The following is a 20,883-nucleotide window of genomic DNA, read 5'->3' on the forward strand; positions in this document are numbered from 1 at the left end:
CTTATTCCTCACGAATACCGTGTTTTGCACGTTCAAGCACTAATGTTGCACGATCAATAATTGGTGCATCGATCATTTTACCGTTGAGCGATACCACCCCTAAACCATTACGTTTTGCTTCTTCTGCCGCTTCAATAATGCGTTTCGCTTGATCTACATCTTTTTGGGTTGGTGCAAATAAGTTGTGTAGCAACTCAATTTGGCGAGGATTCACTAATGATTTACCATCAAAACCTAATTGTTTGATTAATGCTTGCTTCCGCTAAGAAACCTTCTTCGTTATTTGCATTTGAGTAAACGGTATCAAACGCTTGAATACCAGCCGCACGTCTTGCTTGTAAAATAGAACAACGTGCAAATAATAATTCGATACCTTCTGGAGAACGTTCCGTTTTGAGGTTACGTACGTAATCTTCCGCCCCTAGTGCAATACCGATTAAACGATTTGAAGCGGTTGCAATTTGGTTTGCTTGCGTAATACCAAGTGGTGATTCAATCGCCGCTAACATTAACGTACTACCAACTTCACGACCACACGCTCTTTCGATCTCCGTAATCGCTTTGTCCATATCAATTACATCTTGTGCCGTTTCGGTTTTCGGCATACGCACAATATCAACGCCGGCACGTACAACCGCATTTAAATCAGCTAAACCAAATTCAGAATCTAATGGGTTTACCCGCACTACGCATTCAATCTCTTTATAAAGTGGATGTTGGAGAGCGTGAGCCACTAAGATACGAGCAGAATCTTTTTCTTTTAACGCTACTGCATCTTCAAGATCAAACATAATTGAATCCGGTTTATAGATAAACGTATTGCTGATCATTGCCGCATTTGAACCGGGTACGAAAAGCATACTTCTTCTTAATCTTATTTTTTGGCTCATAGTGCTTTCTCCCAATCAATTTGTTCATCGGTGGCACGGAAAATTGCGACTTTTACTCTCGCACGAAGGACGCAATCCAATGCACCTTTATCTTCCACGATCACTTGTGCCGCAGTGACTTCAAATTTAGCCAACACGTCTTTAATCGTTGCCAAAATATCGTCACCAAATTGTTTACCTACTGAACTGTTCAGTTCTATTTCCAGTGTGCTTGCAGGTGCAATTCGCACTTGTGCATCGCTAGATTCTAATGTGCCTGCAACGGCAACTTTGGTTATCTGCATAATGCGTTCCTTAATATAAATAATAGAATTAAATGAAATGCTGATAAATAAAGGTTTCTGCTACAAATTTTCTGTGAAATTTGACCGCTTATACGAAAGCCTCATTTTTAAAAATGTTAATGTACTGGCTGGCAATAATGCCTCTAATTCGTCCCAACGCTGTTGAGCATAAAGTTTCCGAACATTTGAAGCCGAAATTGGTTGCTGGTTTTCTTCTTTTCGCACAATTTCAACCACCTGAATGGTAGGACTTTCCATTTCTGCTTCTTGCAACCAATAACGCATCTTTCGATTATATTCCGCAGTAACTGCACACAATGGCTCAGTTCCGACAAAACGGTGTGTAATGCCTAATGCAGGAGCAATATATTGGCGGAAAAGGCGTAAATCTATTTCTAAAAAAGAGGCTTCCACTACACCTCTTTCTTTCAGGAAGTAATCAGGAAATGTTGCTCGAGAAATAATATATGGAGAACTTTGCAGTAAAGTAAGGTGCTCTAAATCACACGTACCTTGTTTAACTAAATAAAAACGATCTTGATAGGAAAATTGTGACCCTTCTTCCTCAACCACAAAAACATATAGATGATCACATTGATTTAGTGCTTGCTCAATAAGATAACGATGACCTAAGGTAAACGGATTTGCATTCATCACGATTGCACCAATTTTATCGCCTACCACCTTATTGTTATGCCATTTTTCACATTGCTTGGTTAAGCGTGTGCGACTATTTTCCAATAACACAACGTGAGGATAAGCAGTTGATATCGTATAAAATCCACAAGCATGGAATAACGACTCATATTCAGGCTTGGTAAAAATAAATAATTCACTACGTTGATAACTATAAGCGAGATCAATCAGTTCCGAAGCCAGTTTTAACGCCAATCCTTCGCCTCTGTAAGTTTCACTAATTGCGACACATTTAATGATATTACCAGCTAGCCCACCACAAGCGACGATTTGATCCTGTTCATTATAAGCAAGCACAAACGCCTCGATTTGTTTATCAAGCGACAAATTATTTTGAGCAAGAAAAGCGATAATCTCCGCCATTTTTTTGCTATTTCTCGCTTGATTGTTTGTGCTTACTCGTTCAAACTGCATAGTTCTAATTCTTTGATGAAAAATAAAAAATTAACTGAATTAGCCACATTGTAGCGAATTTTCCGTATTTTGCTAATTATACTGAGGTATTGTTGACTCAAATCAAACAACTAGTCATCTATATGAATTTTAATTGTTTAAGAACATCATTTCTACCTAAATTACATCATTTTTTTATATGCTTTTACTGACAAAACTCATTACCGCTATCATTTTGCCGCCATTTAATTCACTCATTTTATGGTTCGGCTCGTTATTGTTATATAAATTACAATTTAAGAAGCTAAGCTCTCTTTGTAGCTTATTCGGCATTGCGATTCTCTACGTTTGTAGCACGCCTTATTTCTCACATCAGTTGATTCAAGCGGTCACTTTTAGTGAAAAATTAACCATTGAAGATTATAAAAAAGCCCAAGCTATTGTCGTGTTAGGGGGAGGGGTACGTAATAGCCACGAATTATTTGCCGATTATGCTATTGCGGCGATTCCATTAGAAAGAATGAGATATGCCGCCTATCTACACAAACAAACGCATCTGCCGATTTTAGTAACAGGGGGGAGTCCTGAAAATAGAGAGCCGGAAGCGAAGTTAATGGCACAAGAGTTTCGTGATTTTTTCAATATTTCTGTCAAATGGATCGAAGCAAGATCCAATACGACTGAACAAAATGCAATATTAAGTAAAGCGATACTTGAACAGGAAGGTATTCGTCACATTATCTTAGTGACAAATCAGTGGCATATGAAACGGGCGAAAATGTTATTTGAGCGTGAGGGATTCTCCGTTCTAGCCGCAAGTACAACCGCACACCAAGCATTAGATATTGGTATTTTACCGTTTATTCCGCAGGCTCAAGCACTACAAAACAGTAGTATTGCCCTTAAAGAATGGATTGGTTATTGGAAAGAAAAACTAATTGGATAAATAGAATAACAAGGCCCTCTGTTGAGGGCTTCTGCGTTAAATTGAATAAATAAGATGATCAATCATCAAACCGGCGATATCAAAACCACTTGCCTGCTCAATCCCTTCTAGCCCCGGACTGGCATTCACTTCTAACACCAGTAATCCGTCATCAGAACGAATCAGATCGACACCAGCTACGCTAAGTCCAATTGTTTTTGCCGCTTTCACTGCAAGTTGTTGTTCCGCTTCAGTTAATACTATCGTTTGAGCTTTGCCACCTAAATGAATATTAGCCCGAAACTCTCCCTCGTTACTGCAACGCCGCATTGCCGCCACGACACGATCTCCGATGACAAACGCTCGAATATCCTGCCCTTTTGACTCTGCTACAAAATCTTGCAACAAATAAGATAATTTTGCTTGCTGTAACACTGCCAAAACGCTTTGGGCAGTTTGCTTGCTCTCCGCCAACATGACCCCGACACCTTGCGAACCGGATAAGGTTTTCGTTACTAATGGGAACTGATGTTGGGCTAAATGCCCGTCTACCGAACACAGTTCACCGGCTAACGAACTTGCCGGCACAGCAATTTGTGCGGTAACCAAGGCTTGCAAACTTAGCCATTTATCTCTTGCCAAAGCGAAAGCAGTCGAATTATTTAAGACTTTTACCTGTTTTGCTTCAAAGTAACGCAAAACTCGGCATCCCATTTCCGTACTGGTTATGCCGAAGCGAGGCAGTACCGCATCATAATCGGGTAATAATTGCGGAAGCGGTCGGTTTTTATCATAAATTTCACCCGTTTGGTAATAGAGTTGCAAAACAGATTGACCTTTATCCATCGCTAACTTTATCAACATCCGATTCGGATCAAGAATATCTAAGTGGATACCTCGCCGCTCACAAGCCTGTTGTAAACGTTGGCAACTGTATAAACGAGGCTCTCGGCACAACATTAAAAATCTCATCGTTTCAACAATCCTTGCTGTTGGAAAAATGGCAACATATGCGGGCGAACCGCTTTATTTAAGGTTTTATCAATCGCCGCTTGCCACGGCTGTCCTGCACCGGTTCTCTCTTGATAATAGGCGGTCAAAATTTCGTTATATTTTGCAAGTTCCGTTTGATTTAACGGCTGATATTGATCCTCATAGCAAACTAAGGCTACCGGTAAACGAGGTTTAAGTGCCGGATCTTGTGCTGGATAGCCTAAACACATACCGACTAACGGCACACAATATTGCGGCAGTCCTAACACCTCAGCCACCTTCGCAACATCATTACGTAACGCACCGATATAGACACCGCCCAATCCGACTGATTCCGCGACCAATAATACGTTTTGGGCAAAAATACCGGTATCCACGGCACCGATAACACTCACTTCCGCCCAATCTAATTGCGAATCCGGTACAAGTTGTTTATGTTTATGAAAATCAATGCAAAAAACCAAAAACTCTGCACATTCAGTGACATACGCCATACCGGATACCTCACGCAGAGCTTGGCGTATGGTTTGATCTTTGACACGAATCACACTCACGCATTGCAAATGATTGGAGGTGGAGGCTTGTTGCCCCGCTTGAATTAAGGTCTGAAACAGTTCTTCCGAGATAGATTGTTCGGTAAATTTACGAATCGAACGATGAGAAAGTATCGTTTCTAAGGTTGGTTTGCTAATCATATTGCCTCCGATAAAAAATAAGCGGTCGAAATTGCAAATTTTTTTGCAAATTCCACCGCTTGTTCTACAACTTTTCCAAATAGTGGCGACCGCCTAATGCCGTCACTTGACGCATAATCCATGCCTGACGTTTACGCATAGTTGGACCCGGTTTATTCACCCGAAACACTAATGGATTCGGTAATGAAGCGGCTAATAATGCCGATTCCTGTAAAGTGAGATCTTTCGCACGTTTTTTAAAGAAGTGCTTTGCTTCACGCTTCTACACCAAAGATACCTTCGCCAAATTCGGCAATATTGAGGTACACTTCTAAAATTCGACTTTTCCCCCAAGTATTTTCTAAAGCGAAAGTCAACGGTAATTCAATGCCTTTTCGTAACCAACTTTGTCCATGCCACAAAAACATATTTTTAACGGTTTGCTGGGAAATAGTAGAAGCCCCTCGCACTTTCTTTGATTTCGCATTTCGTTGGAGTGCGATTTCAATCGCTTGTAAATCGATCCCAAAATGGCTTTCAAATTTCTGATCTTCTGACGCAATTACCGCCATCTGCATTTGCCAAGCAATTTTATCTAAACTGACCCAATCATATTGGATTTTATAATTATCACCAGCGATCAAATGCTCAACTTTTTTCTGTGCCATATAAGCGGAAAACGGCACAGGTAACACCGAGAAAATCATCAAAAATGTAACGAACGTACCGCCAAGTCCTGCACCTAAACGGCTTGAACCGAACCACAACCAACCTGTTTTAGATCCGATTGCTTGCGGGATAAAAAACTTGATGATTCCACGGCATAAACGCTTAAGTAAACTCAACATTGTAATAGACTTCTTATTGCGTTTTCGTTTACGCGTTGCCATTAAGCTTCTCGTTTAACCACTCAATAAATTGCGGTTCCAGTGTTTTCAACATATTAGAAGCACGTGTAATAGTTGCGGCACTGGTGTTTAAATTTTGTTGAATTTCCCTCTGAGGTACTTCACCCTTTAACAAATTACCGACAATTTGGGCCCGCAATCCTAAAGAGTTACGTTCATCTGCCGTTAAAAATGAAGAAAAAAATTGCTCTAATTTATCTTCTGCCACCGCCTGCTGTATTAAAACCATAAACTGTTGCCACTCTTGCGGATCACGTTGACTATAAAGAATTTTCATTGAACCTCCAAAATAAGGAAAGCGGTCTGATTTTGGCAAAATTTTGCGAAAATAAAACCGCTAGTAAAATAGATTATTTCTTAGATTTTTTACCGCCACGTTGGTCGTCTAACTCAGCACCTTTCGGTACGCTAAATTTGAACAAATCAGACGATACACCGCCACCAGTAATATTACGTAATACGTATAAATTGCTCTGTCCGTCTCGTTCAATGGTGCTGAAACCTTTTAACATACCGCTTTGATCGATACGCACATCAAACTGTTTTAAATTACTTTTTTTCGATTTCGGTTTTAATACGAAAGTATCCGCATTTTGCGTCACATCATACTGTTCCCAGTGGCTTTTATCACTGCTGGTTAATAATACGAACGGCGTATTATTTACTGCATCTTGCACGGTATTTACCGTCACTTGCGAAACAAATGGATCATAAAACCATAAATTCGCTCCGTCAGACACAATTAAATTTTCCTGCGGTGATTTAGTATCCATACGAAACAGATTTGGACGCTTCACTTGGAATTTACCTTTACCTGATTGAATTTGTTTACCTTTGCTCGAACGCACCGTTTGATCAAAATCTGCACTATATTGGCTAACTTGCTCTAAACGTCGTTGTAATTCGGCAACCGACTGTGTATCAGCAAATGCTACATTCGTCATAGAAAATAAAGCAAAACCTAATAATGATTGCTTAACTAATTTTTTCATCTTTTTTCCTTATATCAAAGAGAATCAAGTACCTCTTTGACAATCTATTCCGTAAAAGTTTCACAAAGCTCGTACTAGCGTAACGATACAATAAAATAAGCCAAACACCAAGAGGCATTTGGCTTTTATTTTACTCACTTAAGCAAGCGGCGGATATAACCGGCGAGTATGTAAAATGGTAAGGATGATAATTTCTTTCTTTAAATCATTTACCATATAAACAACTCTATATTGTCTAGGGTAAATTTCTCTTGTCCCTTTTATATATCCTTGCACCCCCATCATAGGCATATAAGCGAGTAAATCAATAGACGATTTAATATCTGATAACACATTCATTGCACTATAATTCCCGACAAATGCGGTAATGTTCTCAACAATATTATCAATGTTATCTAAAGATTTATGAGTATAGATTATTTTATGCCGCATCTTGCATATCTTTCTCTGCCTGAGCGATAGCTCTCATTGCTCTCTCATAAAATTGTTCGGAAGTATAAATCCTTCCTGCTTCATAATCTTTTATTCCCTGAGCAACGCTCTTTTCTAAAAACTCAAGATATTCTTCCGTCATCATATTCTTTCTCCTTATTTAATCTAAAGGATAAATAGTCTATCAAACAACAAACAAATTTTGTTTATATTCTGTTTATTTTTCGATCTGAGTCGCAAAATTAATGTGCTTCATCCCAGTTATCGCCAATGCCGACTTCGGCAATTAACGGCACTTTAAGCTGAATCGCTTTTTCCATTTCCGCTTTAATTAATTGGCTGTAATGTTCGATCAATTCTTCTTTTACTTCAAACACCAATTCATCATGCACTTGCATAATCATTTTAATATTGTCATCACCTCGAATCGCTTTATCAATGCCAATCATCGCCACTTTGATAATATCTGCCGCGGTGCCTTGCATTGGTGCATTGATCGCCACACGTTCTGCCGCTTTACGACGCATTGCATTACTGGATTTAATCTCAGGTAAATATAAACGTCTACCGAAAAGTGTTTCCACATAGCCTTTTTCACTCGCACTTTCACGAATATCGGTCATAAATTGTTGCACCGCCGGATAACGTTGGAAATAACGTTCCATATATTTTTTCGCATCGGCACGTGAAATACCTAACTGATTTGATAAACCAAATTCCGACATACCGTAAATTAGACCAAAATTAATTGCTTTAGCACTACGACGTTGCTCACTTGTTACTTGATCCAACGCTAAACCGAAAATTTCCGCCGCCGTTGCACGGTGAATATCTTTGCCTTCGGCGAAGGCAGTAATCATCCCATCATCATTTGCTAAATGCGCCATAATACGTAATTCGATTTGCGAATAGTCGGTCGCGACAATTTTATAGCCTTTATTCGCAATAAACGCTTGGCGAATACGTCTACCTTCCTCATTTCGAATCGGAATATTTTGTAAATTCGGATCGCTCGATGAAAGGCGACCGGTCGCCGTTACCGCTTGGTGATAAGAGGTGTGTACTCTACCTGTTTTGGAGTTAATCATTAATGGTAATTTATCGGTATAAGTCGATTTCAACTTACTTAAACCACGATGTTCCATGAGTAATTTCGGTACTAAATGCCCTTGTCCCGCTAATTCCTCTAACACTTCTTCATTAGTAGAAGGCGCACCTTTTGGTGTTTTTTTCAAGACAGGTAAACCAAGTTTAGTAAACAATATTTCCTGTAATTGTTTGGTAGAAGCAAGATTAAAGACCTCACCAGCTTCGCTATGCACAAGCTGTTCCAATTCAGCTAAACGCTGTTCGATTTCTGCCGATTGTGCGAGTAATTTTTCCGGATCAATCAATACACCGTTACGCTCAATACGAGAAAGCACTTCAACCAACGGCATTTCAATATCATTAAACAACTTAACCAATGTCGGCGTTTTGTCTAATTCCGGTACAAGTACCTGATGTAATTTCATCGTCACATCCGCATCTTCCGTCGCATATTTAGATGCAACATCAATCGCAATTTTATCAAATGTCAGCTGGTTTTTACCTTTACCGGCAATGTCTTCAAACTCAATCGTCTTATGCCCTAAATAGCGATCCGCTAATTCGTCCATATTATGACGGCCGGTACTATTTAGCGTGTAAGATTCTAGCATTGTATCAAACACCACACCTTGTACTTCCACACCATGATTTGCAAAAATCGTTAAATCATATTTGATATTTTGCCCGATTTTTTTCACATCGGTACTTTCTAATAACGGCTTAAGTTCGCTTAAACAAGCGGTCAAATTTAGCTGATTTTTTGCAAGCTCAAAACTTGTGGTAGATTCCGCTTCTGCCGGCTCAGAGAATAGATCACTTTGCTGAGGCTCAAGCGTTACCTGTTCTTTGTGAGTTAACGGAATATAGCACGCTTCTCCATTAACCAAACCGAATGAAATCCCGACTAAATTTGCCGACATAGAATCTAAATTATCGGTTTCGGTATCCACCGCCACTAATTTTGCTTGATTGATCTTTTCAATCCAAGACTGTAACTGTTCCATCGTTGTGATCGTTTCATATCGGCTACGATCAATTTCCACTTTTGCAAAAGTTTGCTCGGTTTCAACCGCTTGTGATACCGAAACTGTCGCCTGATAATTATTAGGTATTTTTTCCGATGGATTTTGTGTAACCGGATTGGCATCATTCATCACTTCATTCAACCAACGCTTAAATTCATAACGCCCAAACAGCTCAACTAATTCGTCACGTTTTTGCGGTTGTACAACTAATTGCTCATGGGTAACTTCCAGTTCAACATCAGTCTTAATCGTGGCAAGCAAATAAGATAGATCCGCCGCTTCTTTCTCTGCTTCTAATTTCGGTGCAAGCGTTTTAGCACCACGGAATGAAAGCGTAGCCACTTGATCCAAATTCGCATAAATCTCTTTCAACGAACCGATTCCTTGCAACAAACCTAATGCGGTTTTCTCACCTACGCCCTTCACACCAGGAATATTATCCGAAGCGTCGCCTTGCAATGCTAAATAATCAATGATCAGCTCCGGCGGAATACCGTATTTCTCAATCACACCTTCACGATCAAGCAAAGTATTGTTCATCGTGTTAATCAGCATAATGTGATCGTTCACTAATTGTGCCATATCTTTATCGCCGGTACTGATTAACACATTTTTGCCGTCATTCGCCGCCTGCACCGCGAGCGTACCGATCACGTCATCCGCTTCCACCCCCTCAATCGAAATTAATGGGATGCCTAACGCTTTAATAATCGTATGTAACGGTCGCACTTGTACACGCAAATCATCCGGCATCGGCGGACGGTGCGATTTATATTGCTCAAATAACTCATCACGGAAAGTTTTACCCTTCGCATCAAAAACCACCGCAATATGGCTCGGCTCAACCTGAGCAATCAAACTTTTCAGCATATTTAACACGCCATACATCGCCCCCGTCGGCTCACCATTTTTATTAGTCAGCGGCGGAAACGCATGAAACGCACGATAAAGATAAGAAGAACCGTCCACAAGAACGAGCGGATTTTGAGCAATTGTAGCCATTAAATAAAATCTCTTTTGTTAAAAATTTTTAGTCTATTATAACGAAAACAAGCGGTTAAATCCCCTTTAAATTTTGCAAAATTTTTAGAGGATTTAACCGCTTGTGGATTAATTAATAACTTTCTGATAAGCAGAAATTTCTTTATCCGCGTATTTTACTACATCGGTAATGACGAGTTTATGCATCGCTGAACCCAACAATGCCATAAATTCACAGTCAATTTTGCCATTTTTTACAGGCAAACTGATATTTAACTCATCGGCATCTTTGGCATAAAAATTCCGTGCATAGCTAAATTGCCCAGCATTAGCCACTTTATGAACCGCTGTTGTTAAGAATATCACCACATTTTTCTGCCAATCATTGCAATGTACAACAGCAATATGATCATCAGCTCCATAATCATAATTGCGATATTTTGCCGAACCGAACATATCGATGGTTACCGTGTTTTTCTTAAATACTTCAACCTTATTATCAATAAATGCTGAAATACCCATATCTGTTTCGCCAGCGGTAACAAATGGCAAATTGCCTGAAATTCTGTTCGCACTTTTTAAACGCTTACCGCGAGTCGCTTTACCAAACAACTTTTTGAGATTAAATGTTGCCCACTCAACTGTTTCCAGCTTCTCTATTGCAAATTTTTCTTTATTGGTCAATGTATAGTTTGATAATCCAGTTACTTTTAAATAACCTTGTAATTTCTGAAACCATTCCTCTTTCAGTTCTAATAACCGCTCTGTTTGCAATTCAGTGATGTAGTTTTCCATATAAGAAAATGCAGGTGTACTATTTAAAAGAGGAATAGAAAAGAGTTCACTCTTTATTCTTTCCCAACCTGCTTTATTTGACCAATCAAACCTAAATCTAACACTTTTTTGCAAAGCAGAAACTAAATATAAATAAGATTTATCAGACAAATCCGCATTTTTGAAACGAATGGCATAACTATCTTGTAAAACAGTAAATTCTTTTGGTTGGTAAAACATAACTCCCGTATTTGCACCGTTAGCGGACACACTAATCACATTTTTCAAAATTGTGGCATTTTTTCGTGGCACATAAAATGCTAATCCTTGATTATCTACACCTGCAGTAAGTGCAGGTAAACAATATTCTTCATCGTGCTTTCCTTTTAAATCACTAGCAGAATATTGCAATGATTTTGTTTTTATCTTTTCAAAATACTGTTGAATTTCAACTTCTCTAAACTCGCCCCCATTTGCCAAAAATTCCTGTTCTAATTCTAGCAAACGAGAGCTAGCTACTTTCCCTGTGAGCCTTCCTGTTTAAGAAGTTGTGAAACTTCCCAAGCTAAATAATCCGCCACCGTTTTCTTGAAATCAGTAAGAGTTGGTTTGGTGTCGATTTTTTTGTGTTGAGAAAAATTCCAATCATTGCCGTCAAGGGTGATGAAATCTTCCAAATATACTTCGTCCAAATTCCATTGAGCAACAACTTTGGCATTTTTCCCCGCTTTATAAATTTTGAGCATATCAGCGTAACGCTCAATAGGGCTATCAATTTCTGCTAAGGCACGCTCCGTACGTTTGTAACCATCGTTGGAAAAATCGATAAATTTCACAGGCACCTCCACATCATGTGGCGTGCCTGCTTCAAAAATATAAATGCTGGTTTGCACCCCTGCCATTGGCTGAAATAAATCCGTTGGCATTTTAATTGACGCTAACAAGCGGTGCGATTTTAAGATTTTTTGGTTGGTTACGGTCGCCTTGCCCGAACCTGCTGAATCTTGAATAATAATCGCTCCAAGTCCACCTTTTTCCATTTTATCCAAGCCATAAGCAATAAACGGCATTCCATTTTCTGCATAGGAAAATGGCGGGTTTAGCAATAATCTGTCTGCTTTAAAATTTGTAAATAGGCTATCAGGTCGATTAAAAGCACTGCCCTTTTCAATGTTTGATGAGCCATCGCCTCGCAAAATCATATTAGTAGCGACAAGGGTGTACATTTCAGCATTCAGCTCCACCCCTAGCAACTGATTCTTCTTAATTTTTTCAATTAAATCATTCGCTTGCATCGTTCCTTTGCCAAATTGTTTTTCGGCATCATCAATCATTAATGCCATTGCGGAAATCAAGAAACCTGCCGAGCCAGTCGCTAAGTCCATGACACGATTTTTGCTTGAGATACTCAAAATTTGAGCCATTAACTTCGTAACATAAGGTGGCGTTAATACAATGCCTAATTCTTTACCATCACCTAATGCGTATTTTAGAAATTCAGAATACAGCTCGCCCATAATATCAATATGCCCACCGAAACCATCGATAGATTTAAAGATATTTTCATAAATAAATGTGAAAATTTGTTTGTTCGTGCTGGCTTTTTCTTTTAAGAATTTTGCAACTTCTTTATCATTTTCTAATGGTTCATCACGTTGACTATCTTTAGAAATCTCCGAAAAAGACGCTAACATTAATTGGTGCTTTTGCTCCGAAATACTACGTGCTTTTAAAAATTCTTCAATTTGGTTCGTAATTAATTTACCATCTCGGACTTTATCTAATTTTGAACCAATTAAATCATCAGGCGTAAGCCCTTCGCCTAAATGCTCTCCTTGCTGATTTTTAATATCCTGCATTGCCAATAGCATACCCGATACATAAAGCACACGTTGCGGTGCAGTAACATTATGGTTATGCATTAATTTATTTAATTTTTTAGCATATTGTCTTAATTGTTCTTGGCTTTGAATTAAGATTTTATGTTTTTCTTCTTCGCTTAAAATAGCTGACTTATAAAATTCATCAAAAGTAGAGCTATTTTCTAAAAAATCAAAGGTTTTACAATCTCCAAGTAATTTATGTGCTTTTTCCGAAGCACCAAAAACGTAATAAACGGAAATTTCAACATTTTCGCTATTATCGCCTGCTACACCAATCGCAATGACTTCGTGATATTTTTCACTAGCAATCATATTTTGGGCGTAATAAATCGCACCATTAACAGCAAAATTTGCGATGGATTTCTCATCAAATTTCAAACCATCTTTGGTTTCTGCTTTTAATTTTTTTAATCCTAATTTATTTTCAATGATTACTGGGATTCTATAATTTTCCAAATGAAAATCAGGTTTACCAAAATTTGTCTTATTTTTAGTTTTTGCTGAGCCTCTTAACGATTCTTTAAGATAATCAGACATTGCTCCTTCTTCATTAAAGTCTTTATGCTTTTGCAAACCAAGTGCAGTTAATGTTGACTTCACAAAATCATTTACATCAGATTCAAGTTTATAGGCTTGGAGGCTAACCATTTAAGCCTCCTTTAAGAAAAGGATAAGCGGTAAGATTTTTTAGGACATTTACAAAATTCTGCTTGTAACTATCGTTTAGTTTAGGCAAGGCAAGGCAAGGCAAGGACATTTTTCACTCCGAATTTAACTTGTCAATAAAAAATGCCGAATTATACAAAAACAAGCGGTTAAATTCCCTTAAAAATTTGCAAAATTTCAAGAAAATTTAACCACTTGTCAAGTTGTGAGCTAATTAATTTCTCGTAGCTACTTTCATCGCTTTCACAAATTCCGCTAATTTATTAAGTAATTGAGTTTGGTTATCTAAATTCTGTTCGATAATTTTCACTATCGCCGATCCGGAAATCGCCCCGTCACAACCGAGTGCTAATGCTTCTTGAACTTGCTCAGGTTTAGCAATGCCGAAACCCTGCAAAATTGGGGCGGAATTTGATCGCTTGAGGCTTTCGATCAAGTTATCTAAATTTTTGGCGTGAGTTTGGTTCTCTGCACTGGTTACACCGGCACGTGAAACCAAATAGGTATAACCTTCAGTTAAATTTGCGATGCGTTCAATTGTTACTTGATCCGCATTTGGCGGACAAATAAAGACTGATTGAATACCGAGTTTCTTGGCAGTTTCAGTAAATTCTTCTGCGGCGAGAACCGGCACATCGGCAATGAGTACCGCATCCACACCCGTTTCAGCACAACGCTTAAAAAATACTTCTTGAGTCGGCACAAATACTAAATTGGCACACAGTAACAATCCGATAGGAATCTCAGGATATTTTGTTCGAATTTTAGCAATCATTTTAAAACAAGCATCGGTACTATAACCACCATCTAACGCTCGTTTATTCGCCGCTTGAATCACTGGTCCATCTAACAATGGATCAGAAAATGGGAAACCGAGCTCCAACGCATCCGCACCATTGGCAATCAATGTTTCGATAATTTCAAACGAACGATCAAAATCCGGATCACAAAGGGTAACAAACGGCACAAATGCCCCTTCGTTTTTTGCTTTTAAATCAGCAAACAAAGTATCAAAACGACTCATATTAGTTTCCCCCATTTAAAATTTTATCTACGGTAAAAATATCTTTATCGCCACGTCCTGAAAGGTTTACCACCAAAAGTTGTTCTTTATCCGGATTTTGTGCAATTAATTTCAGTGCGTAAGCCAATGCGTGTGAACTTTCTAATGCCGGAATAATGCCCTCATGCTGTGCTAACGCTTGGAAGGCATCTAACGCTTCTTTATCAGTAATAGATACATAATCCGCTCTGCCTGTGGCATTTAAATAGGCGTGCTGAGGCCCAACAGAAGGGAAATCCAGCCCTGCGGAAACCGAATAAGATTCTTCGATTTGACCGTCCTTAGTTTGCATAATCGGCGATTTCATTCCGAAATAAATCCCGGTTGTACCGTGTTTAAGTGGCGCACCGTGTTCACCGGTTTCAATCCCTTTGCCAGCCGGTTCTACACCGATCAGTCGCACGCTTTTTTCCTCAATAAAATCTGCAAACATACCGATTGCATTCGAACCGCCACCTACAGTCGCAATTACGGCATCCGGTAAGCGGTTTTCTTTTTCTAAAATTTGGCGTTTCGTTTCTTCGCCAATCATTTTCTGAAATTCTCGCACCATGGTCGGGAAGGGGTGCGGGCCTGTCGCCGTACCAATTAAGTAATGGGTTGTTTCATAGTTTGCCGCCCAGTCACGCATCGCTTCACAGCAGGCATCTTTTAATGAGCAAGAGCCTTTTTGTACCGGAATCACTTCTGCTCCCATCAAACGCATACGGAATACATTCGGTGATTGGCGTTCCACATCTTTAGCCCCCATATAGATCACACAAGGTAAATCTAACATTGCACACGCCAATGCGGTTGCCACACCATGTTGTCCGGCACCAGTTTCCGCAATAATGCGAGTTTTTCCCATACGTTTTGCTAACAGGGCTTGCCCTAATACTTGGTTGGTTTTATGAGCGCCGCCGTGTAACAGATCTTCTCGCTTAAGATAAAGTTTAGTTTTGCTTCCTTTTGTGAGATTACGGCAAAGCGTCAATGCAGTCGGACGACCGGCGTAGTTTTTGAGTAAATCGGTAAATTCCACTTGGAATAACGGATCATTTTGTGCTTCAACAAAAGCGACTTCGAGTTGTTTTAAGACTGGTACGAGAATTTCCGGAACATACATTCCGCCAAATTCGCCGAAGTAAGGATTAAGAAGTGTGTCTGACATATCGTGTTCTCTCTATAAGAAATATTATGCACTATTAAAATAGTACATAATTGCATGATATGCAAGTAAAAATTTATGATGACGAATTTAAAGAAGTAAATCTGTTCCTATGGTGTAGGGACGAATTGCATTCGCCCAAACAATTTATGATGAATATCACTAAGGGCGAACACAGTTCGCCCCTACAAATAAACTTTTATTTAACGGCTACTTAATACCTTAAAATCTTACAAATGTCCCTCTTTAGCAAAGAGGAGTAACAAGTTATAAATTAACCTCTTACCACCGCAAGTGGAGAGAAAGTTTGTGCTACCGGCATCACTTCAATACGGTTAATATTAACGTGTTCCGGTTGTTGATTCAGCCATAACACGATATTAGCAATATCTTCCGGTGCGACATAAGTCACGTTTTCATATACTTTTGCTGCTTTATCATCATCGCCTTTAAAACGTACATTGGAAAATTCCGTACCGCCGCATAAACCAGGTTCGACATTGGTTACTCGCACTTTCGTACCGGCTAAATCGGCACGTAAATTGAGGCTAAATTGTTTAACGAAGGCTTTAGTACCGCCGTAAACATTACCGCCCGGATAAGCATAATTACCGGCGATTGAACCTAAATTGATGATATGCCCGCTATTACGTTCAACCATCTCCGGTAAAATCAAGCGAGTCACAGTTACTAGCCCTTTAATATTGGTATCGATCATCTGATACCAATCTTTTAAATCGGTTTTATAAGCCGGTTCCAACCCTAATGCCAATCCAGCATTATTGACTAATAAATCGACCGCTTGCCAGCCTGCCGGACGATTATTTAAGGCTTGAGAGGTAGCATCTTCATCACTGACATCAAATGCAAGCGGTAAAAAATTATTCCCTAATTGCGAATGTAGCTCGGCAAGGCGTTCTTTACGTCTGCCGGTGCCAATCACTTTATAGCCCGATTGGATCAGTAATTTACAAATCGCTAAACCGAATCCTGCCGTTGCACCAGTAACTAATGCTGTTTTCATTGTGTTTGCCCTCTTATCATTTTTAAATTATTAAATAGTACAAATAACAAGCGGTCATATTTTGCAATTTTTTTACAAAAAATGACCGCTTGTTAGCTTAAACCTCATCAATCACAAATTCAAACCAATCTATCACATCTTTTTCATGAATACCGTTTGGGATGAGAATATTCGCTTTTTTTACCGATTGCGGATCGTTAGAGATCAACGGATGCCAATCAAATAACGACTTACCTTCATAAAGTAAGCGGTAGGCACAGGTTTTCGGCAACCAACCGAAATCAGGCAAATTTTTCTTGGTTAATTTAGTACAATCCTGCTCAATTTTAAAACGATTCGGATAATTGGTACAACGTCCGCTATTTACGTCCAACAAATTGCAAGCAACCGAAGTGTAATATAAACGCTCTCGTTTGCCTCTGCCTTGAATATATTTGCGGTAGCAACATTTTCCGCAACCGTCACACAATGCTTCCCATTCCGCATCATTCATTTCAATCAGGCTTTTTGTTTGCCAAAAGTTTGGGGTTAATTGATTCGTCATCTTTTTTGTTAAATATCTGTTACAGTTCTTTATTTTAAACGGATTTTAGCATATTCTAGCAGGGTTGAAAAAAGCAAACGTTTGCCAATCTGGAGGATGAATGAAAAGCGATGTAGAAATTGCTCAAGTCGCCATTATGCGACCGATTAATAAAATTGCGGAAAAATTAGGTTTAAACGCCGATCAAATCGAACAATACGGCAAATATAAAGCGAAAATTAATCCGGCGGATGTTTTCACATTACCGGCGAAAAACGGTAAATTAATTTTAGTGACCGCCATTAACCCAACTCCGGCGGGCGAAGGGAAAACAACAGTAACTATCGGTTTAACCGATGCGTTAAATCAACTTGGAAAAAATGCGGTGGTTGCGGCACGTGAACCGTCATTAGGTCCGGTATTCGGCGTGAAAGGCGGAGCGGCAGGCGGCGGTTATGCGCAAGTGCTACCAATGGAAGATATTAACCTGCACTTTACCGGCGATTTCCACGCTATCACCAGTGCCAATAACTTATTGGCGGCATTATTGGATAACCATATCTACCAAGGCAATACGTTAAATATTGATACCAAACGCGTATTATGGCGTCGTGTAATTGATATGAATGATCGTCAATTACGTAACGTATTAGGCGGTTTAGGTAATCCGACAGACGGTGTGATTCGTCCGGACGGTTTCGATATTACTGTGGCTTCGGAAGTGATGGCAATTTTCTGTTTAGCGAAAGATCTTGCCGATTTAAAAACACGTTTAGGTAATATCTTAGTTGCTTACACCACTGACAAACAACCGGTTTATGCAAAAGATTTAAATGCGCACGGTGCAATGGCGGCATTGTTGAAAGATGCGATTAAACCGAATTTAGTACAAACGATTGAAGGCGACCCAGCCTTTATTCACGGTGGTCCGTTTGCCAATATCGCTCACGGTTGTAACTCGGTTACTGCAACGCATTTAGCATTACATTTAGGTGATTATGCAGTAACAGAAGCCGGTTTCGGTGCGGATTTAGGTGCAGAAAAATTCTGTGATATTAAATGCCGTTTAGCTGATCTTAAACCGGATGTGGCTGTGGTCGTTGCCACGGTAAAAGCGCTGAAATATAACGGTGGTGTTGAAAAAGCGAATTTAGCTGAAGAAAATTTAACCGCTTTACAGCAAGGTTTACCGAATCTGCTTAAACATATCAGTAACCTGAAAAATGTATTCGGCTTACCGGTTGTGGTCGCATTGAACCGCTTTGTATCCGATACCGATGCGGAATTAGCCCTAATTCAGGCCGCTTGTGCAGAACAAGGTGTGGAAGTATCGCTCACTGAAGTTTGGGGTAAAGGCGGTGCCGGTGGTGTGGACTTAGCACAAAAAGTGTTAAAAGCGATTGATGAACAAGCGAACCGTTTTAATTTCGTCTATGACGTAAATGAAAGCGTGCAAAACAAGATCAAAGCGATCGCACAAAAAATTTATGGTGCGGATGATGTTAATTTTAGTGCCGAAGCCTTAGCGGAAATTAAAAATCTGGAAAAATTAGGTTTAGATAAATTACCGATTTGTATGGCGAAAACACAATATTCATTAAGCGATAATGCCAAATTACTCGGTTGCCCGACAGGCTTTAGCATTACCGTACGCAGTATTAGTATCTCTGCCGGCGCCGGCTTTATCGTAGCGATTTGCGGTAGCATTATGCGTATGCCGGGCTTACCGAAAGTTCCAGCGACAAATCGTATTGATGTCGATGAAAACGGTTTGATTACCGGTTTATTCTAAATTTATCTCTGTAGTAGGCGAGAGAACACTCTCGCCTTTTTTACACTCGTTTCTCTACTTTTGAAAGGCAAAATAAACAGCTCCTAAAATGCAGATAAAGCTGAGTAAATAGTTCAGTTTAAACCCTTCATTTCAATTGAGCAAGTGATGCAGATGCTAAAGCAAGCGGTCGCAAAACTGCCTCAGGACGCTAAACCGATTTTACATTCCGACCAAGGCTGGCAATATCAGATGGCAGACTATCAAGACATGCTGAGAAAACATCATATTAGACAAAGTATGTCGAGAAAAGGGAATTGCTTGGATAATGGGGCAATGGAAAGTTTCTTTGGACGATTGAAAACGGAATGTTACTTTGGTAAGCGATTTGACACTTTCGAACAGCTTGAGAAAGTGATTCATGAGTACATTCATTATTACAACAATGAACGTATTCAAGTGAAATTAAAAGGACTCAGCCCTGTACAATACAGAACTCAGTCCTTAAATTAAACAGTCTAACTTTTGGGGGTCAGATCATAGTCAATGCCCTTTTTCTATGTATCTATTTCGCATCAAAAATCACTAATATTACTTCTATCAATCGCAATTGCAGGAATACGCAAGACTCTATTGTCTAATTTCCATTCATGACTATTTTCAGGTATTTCTCCTTTAGCTAATAGCACCGCAAAATCAATGATTGCTTTACTTTGCATATGCCAATCATTAGTCACTGTTCCGGCTAATTTTCCTTTTTTAATTAAATGAATTGCTTCCGGTACCGCATCTACACCGTATACCGGCAAACTTTTATTTTTTTCGTCGAGAACTTCAACTGCACCGATTGCCATACTGTCATTATTAGAAATAATCACTTCAATATTATTTTGTGGCGTGGATAACCAAGCATTTACTTTTGTTTTCGCAATCTCTTTATTCCACAAAGCCGATTCCAACGCTAATTGTTCAACTGGAATACCTAAAGCGATTAACTCATCAATTACAGTTTTAGTTCGTTTTTCTGCATCCGGGTGATTAAGTTCACCTTTTAATAAAGCGTATTGCATTTTGCCGTCTTTATTTGTGTCAAATCCATGATTTTCTTTCCAATGTTTTGCAATCATTTTTGCTTGAGCCTTACCTGCCTCTTGTGGATCAGAACCTACATAATAGGCTTTGGCATAACTATTTATCGCTCTAGCTCCTGGATCTTTATTAAATAAAATAATAGGTAAATTTGCTTCTTTTGCCTTGCCAATCACAGTCATCCACGCAGATGGATCCACCAAATTAACCGCCAACACACTTACTTTTGTATCAATTAAAGTCTGCACTTGACTATTTTGTACAAATTGGGAATTTTGTGCATCATTCATTAGAAGCGGTAAAGATCTCTCTTTTGCATATTTGACCAATTCATTGTTCATTAAATGGATAAAATGATCGTCATATTGATATAAACTTACACCGACCGAGTCTTGTGCCATACTCACGAGAGAAACACCAAGCCCCAATGCTACGGTACTAATAGCAGATAACGTTTTCATATAATTCCTCCCATATCATTGCAATGAAGTTATTCAATGACTTACTTTGTAACAAGATAGTACACAATTCAATACTGAAAAAATGTGAGTTTCTTCACAAATTCGACAAATTTATGATGCAAGAGGAATGATTCGATTTGACAAAATGAAGAAAATGATAGTGGTCGAATTTGCAAAATTTTCAACAAATTCGACCG

18 protein-coding genes and 4 pseudogenes are annotated in these 20,883 nt (G+C 39.2%); 3 read left to right on the forward strand and 19 right to left on the reverse strand.

The features are described from left to right. Position 1 precedes the first annotated feature (1 nt). The 3 genes and pseudogenes from citE to citC all read right to left on the reverse strand — a co-directional run bounded on the left by citE (position 2) and on the right by citC (position 2,284). Positions 2-878 (reverse strand): annotated as a pseudogene (gene citE, locus NYR89_RS04295) (citrate (pro-3S)-lyase subunit beta). Positions 879-886: 8 nt separating this feature from the next. Further along, positions 887-1,174 (reverse strand): citrate lyase acyl carrier protein, encoded by a 288-nt coding sequence (gene citD / locus NYR89_RS04300; protein ID WP_279446485.1) that lies wholly within the window; start codon positions 1,172-1,174, stop codon positions 887-889. 60 nt (positions 1,175-1,234) lie between these two features. Next, a complete protein-coding gene (gene citC / locus NYR89_RS04305) occupies positions 1,235-2,284 on the reverse strand; it encodes a [citrate (pro-3S)-lyase] ligase (protein ID WP_279446486.1) in 1,050 nt (349 codons plus the stop codon). A gap of 178 nt (positions 2,285-2,462) precedes the next feature. Between citC and NYR89_RS04310 the strand changes: the two genes are divergently transcribed. Further along, the gene (locus tag NYR89_RS04310) at positions 2,463-3,209 is read left to right on the forward strand and encodes a YdcF family protein (protein WP_279446487.1); all 747 of its coding nucleotides are present in this window, start codon (positions 2,463-2,465) and stop codon (positions 3,207-3,209) included. Between the two features lie 36 nt (positions 3,210-3,245). On the opposite strand, the gene NYR89_RS04315 is transcribed toward NYR89_RS04310, so the two are convergent. From NYR89_RS04315 to NYR89_RS04380, 14 genes and pseudogenes are all read right to left on the reverse strand, one after another. Next, on the reverse strand, positions 3,246-4,160 hold the full coding sequence (locus tag NYR89_RS04315) for an ATP-grasp domain-containing protein (RefSeq protein WP_279446488.1): 915 nt from the start codon (positions 4,158-4,160) through the stop codon (positions 3,246-3,248). After that, the gene (gene nfsA / locus NYR89_RS04320; protein WP_279446489.1) at positions 4,157-4,876 is read right to left on the reverse strand and encodes an oxygen-insensitive NADPH nitroreductase; all 720 of its coding nucleotides are present in this window, start codon (positions 4,874-4,876) and stop codon (positions 4,157-4,159) included. The genes NYR89_RS04315 and nfsA overlap by 4 nt, the downstream gene beginning before the upstream one ends. A 64-nt stretch (positions 4,877-4,940) precedes the next feature. Further along, positions 4,941-5,703 (reverse strand): annotated as a pseudogene (gene mtgA, locus NYR89_RS04325) (monofunctional biosynthetic peptidoglycan transglycosylase). 28 nt (positions 5,704-5,731) lie between these two features. Further along, complete coding sequence (gene trpR / locus NYR89_RS04330; protein ID WP_279446490.1) at positions 5,732-6,040, reverse strand: trp operon repressor; 309 nt, start codon at positions 6,038-6,040, stop codon at positions 5,732-5,734. Between the two features lie 73 nt (positions 6,041-6,113). After that, positions 6,114-6,755, reverse strand: a complete 642-nt coding sequence (lolA, locus tag NYR89_RS04335) for an outer membrane lipoprotein periplasmic chaperone LolA (protein ID WP_279446491.1) — start codon at positions 6,753-6,755, stop codon at positions 6,114-6,116. 138 nt (positions 6,756-6,893) lie between these two features. After that, positions 6,894-7,187: a type II toxin-antitoxin system RelE/ParE family toxin gene (locus NYR89_RS04340; protein ID WP_279446492.1), complete on the reverse strand. Its 294-nt coding sequence runs from the start codon at positions 7,185-7,187 to the stop codon at positions 6,894-6,896. Continuing rightward, complete coding sequence (locus tag NYR89_RS04345; protein ID WP_279446493.1) at positions 7,177-7,332, reverse strand: hypothetical protein; 156 nt, start codon at positions 7,330-7,332, stop codon at positions 7,177-7,179. The genes NYR89_RS04340 and NYR89_RS04345 overlap by 11 nt, the downstream gene beginning before the upstream one ends. Before the next feature lie 97 nt (positions 7,333-7,429). After that, positions 7,430-10,303, reverse strand: a complete 2,874-nt coding sequence (gene polA / locus NYR89_RS04350) for a DNA polymerase I (protein ID WP_279446494.1) — start codon at positions 10,301-10,303, stop codon at positions 7,430-7,432. Between the two features lie 108 nt (positions 10,304-10,411). Beyond that, positions 10,412-11,560, reverse strand: a complete 1,149-nt coding sequence (locus NYR89_RS04355) for a restriction endonuclease subunit S (protein ID WP_279446495.1) — start codon at positions 11,558-11,560, stop codon at positions 10,412-10,414. An 11-nt stretch (positions 11,561-11,571) separates the two neighbouring features. Continuing rightward, positions 11,572-13,587 carry an HsdM family class I SAM-dependent methyltransferase gene (locus NYR89_RS04360; RefSeq protein ID WP_279446496.1) on the reverse strand — a complete coding sequence of 672 codons (2,016 nt, stop codon included), beginning with the start codon at positions 13,585-13,587 and terminating at the stop codon, positions 11,572-11,574. 232 nt (positions 13,588-13,819) lie between these two features. Then, positions 13,820-14,629, reverse strand: a complete 810-nt coding sequence (gene trpA / locus NYR89_RS04365) for a tryptophan synthase subunit alpha (protein ID WP_279446497.1) — start codon at positions 14,627-14,629, stop codon at positions 13,820-13,822. Position 14,630: 1 nt separating this feature from the next. Further along, the gene (gene trpB, locus NYR89_RS04370) at positions 14,631-15,821 is read right to left on the reverse strand and encodes a tryptophan synthase subunit beta (protein WP_279446498.1); all 1,191 of its coding nucleotides are present in this window, start codon (positions 15,819-15,821) and stop codon (positions 14,631-14,633) included. A gap of 271 nt (positions 15,822-16,092) precedes the next feature. Next, positions 16,093-16,842, reverse strand: coding sequence for an SDR family oxidoreductase (locus NYR89_RS04375; protein WP_279446499.1), 750 nt, complete (start codon positions 16,840-16,842; stop codon positions 16,093-16,095). A 97-nt stretch (positions 16,843-16,939) separates the two neighbouring features. Next, positions 16,940-17,386 carry a YcgN family cysteine cluster protein gene (locus NYR89_RS04380; protein ID WP_279446500.1) on the reverse strand — a complete coding sequence of 149 codons (447 nt, stop codon included), beginning with the start codon at positions 17,384-17,386 and terminating at the stop codon, positions 16,940-16,942. Positions 17,387-17,486: 100 nt separating this feature from the next. On the opposite strand from NYR89_RS04380, the gene NYR89_RS04385 reads away from it, so the two are divergent. Next, positions 17,487-19,157 (forward strand): formate--tetrahydrofolate ligase, encoded by a 1,671-nt coding sequence (locus NYR89_RS04385; RefSeq protein ID WP_279446501.1) that lies wholly within the window; start codon positions 17,487-17,489, stop codon positions 19,155-19,157. 54 nt (positions 19,158-19,211) lie between these two features. Here the strand turns inward: NYR89_RS04385 and NYR89_RS10960 are convergent. Continuing rightward, a pseudogene (locus NYR89_RS10960) lies at positions 19,212-19,289 on the reverse strand (DMT family protein); the annotation flags it as partial. On the opposite strand from NYR89_RS10960, the pseudogene NYR89_RS04390 reads away from it, so the two are divergent. Then, positions 19,290-19,649, forward strand: a pseudogene (locus tag NYR89_RS04390) (transposase); the annotation flags it as partial. It lies immediately after the preceding pseudogene. A 62-nt stretch (positions 19,650-19,711) separates the two neighbouring features. Here NYR89_RS04390 and NYR89_RS04395 read toward each other — a convergent pair. Beyond that, entirely contained in the window at positions 19,712-20,686 is a 975-nt protein-coding gene (locus NYR89_RS04395; protein ID WP_279446502.1) for a substrate-binding domain-containing protein, read from the reverse strand. Positions 20,687-20,883: the final 197 nt, after the last annotated feature.

Origin of the sequence: Actinobacillus arthritidis (assembly GCF_029774155.1) — a bacterium.
Lineage (GTDB): Bacteria > Pseudomonadota > Gammaproteobacteria > Enterobacterales > Pasteurellaceae > Actinobacillus > Actinobacillus arthritidis.

Bases quoted from the DNA above. Each gene is read 5' to 3' on its own strand.
- citD (WP_279446485.1), bottom strand. From the start codon at position 1,174: ATGCAGATAACCAAAGTTGCCGTTGCAGGCACATTAGAATCTAGCGAT.
- citC (WP_279446486.1), bottom strand. From the start codon at position 2,284: ATGCAGTTTGAACGAGTAAGCACAAACAATCAAGCGAGAAATAGCAAA.
- NYR89_RS04310 (WP_279446487.1), top strand. From the start codon at position 2,463: ATGCTTTTACTGACAAAACTCATTACCGCTATCATTTTGCCGCCATTT.
- NYR89_RS04315 (WP_279446488.1), bottom strand. From the start codon at position 4,160: ATGAGATTTTTAATGTTGTGCCGAGAGCCTCGTTTATACAGTTGCCAA.
- nfsA (WP_279446489.1), bottom strand. From the start codon at position 4,876: ATGATTAGCAAACCAACCTTAGAAACGATACTTTCTCATCGTTCGATT.
- trpR (WP_279446490.1), bottom strand. From the start codon at position 6,040: ATGAAAATTCTTTATAGTCAACGTGATCCGCAAGAGTGGCAACAGTTT.
- lolA (WP_279446491.1), bottom strand. From the start codon at position 6,755: ATGAAAAAATTAGTTAAGCAATCATTATTAGGTTTTGCTTTATTTTCT.
- NYR89_RS04340 (WP_279446492.1), bottom strand. From the start codon at position 7,187: ATGCGGCATAAAATAATCTATACTCATAAATCTTTAGATAACATTGAT.
- NYR89_RS04345 (WP_279446493.1), bottom strand. From the start codon at position 7,332: ATGATGACGGAAGAATATCTTGAGTTTTTAGAAAAGAGCGTTGCTCAG.
- polA (WP_279446494.1), bottom strand. From the start codon at position 10,303: ATGGCTACAATTGCTCAAAATCCGCTCGTTCTTGTGGACGGTTCTTCT.
- NYR89_RS04360 (WP_279446496.1), bottom strand. From the start codon at position 13,587: ATGGTTAGCCTCCAAGCCTATAAACTTGAATCTGATGTAAATGATTTT.
- trpA (WP_279446497.1), bottom strand. From the start codon at position 14,629: ATGAGTCGTTTTGATACTTTGTTTGCTGATTTAAAAGCAAAAAACGAA.
- trpB (WP_279446498.1), bottom strand. From the start codon at position 15,821: ATGTCAGACACACTTCTTAATCCTTACTTCGGCGAATTTGGCGGAATG.
- NYR89_RS04375 (WP_279446499.1), bottom strand. From the start codon at position 16,842: ATGAAAACAGCATTAGTTACTGGTGCAACGGCAGGATTCGGTTTAGCG.
- NYR89_RS04380 (WP_279446500.1), bottom strand. From the start codon at position 17,386: ATGACGAATCAATTAACCCCAAACTTTTGGCAAACAAAAAGCCTGATT.
- NYR89_RS04385 (WP_279446501.1), top strand. From the start codon at position 17,487: ATGAAAAGCGATGTAGAAATTGCTCAAGTCGCCATTATGCGACCGATT.
- NYR89_RS04395 (WP_279446502.1), bottom strand. From the start codon at position 20,686: ATGAAAACGTTATCTGCTATTAGTACCGTAGCATTGGGGCTTGGTGTT.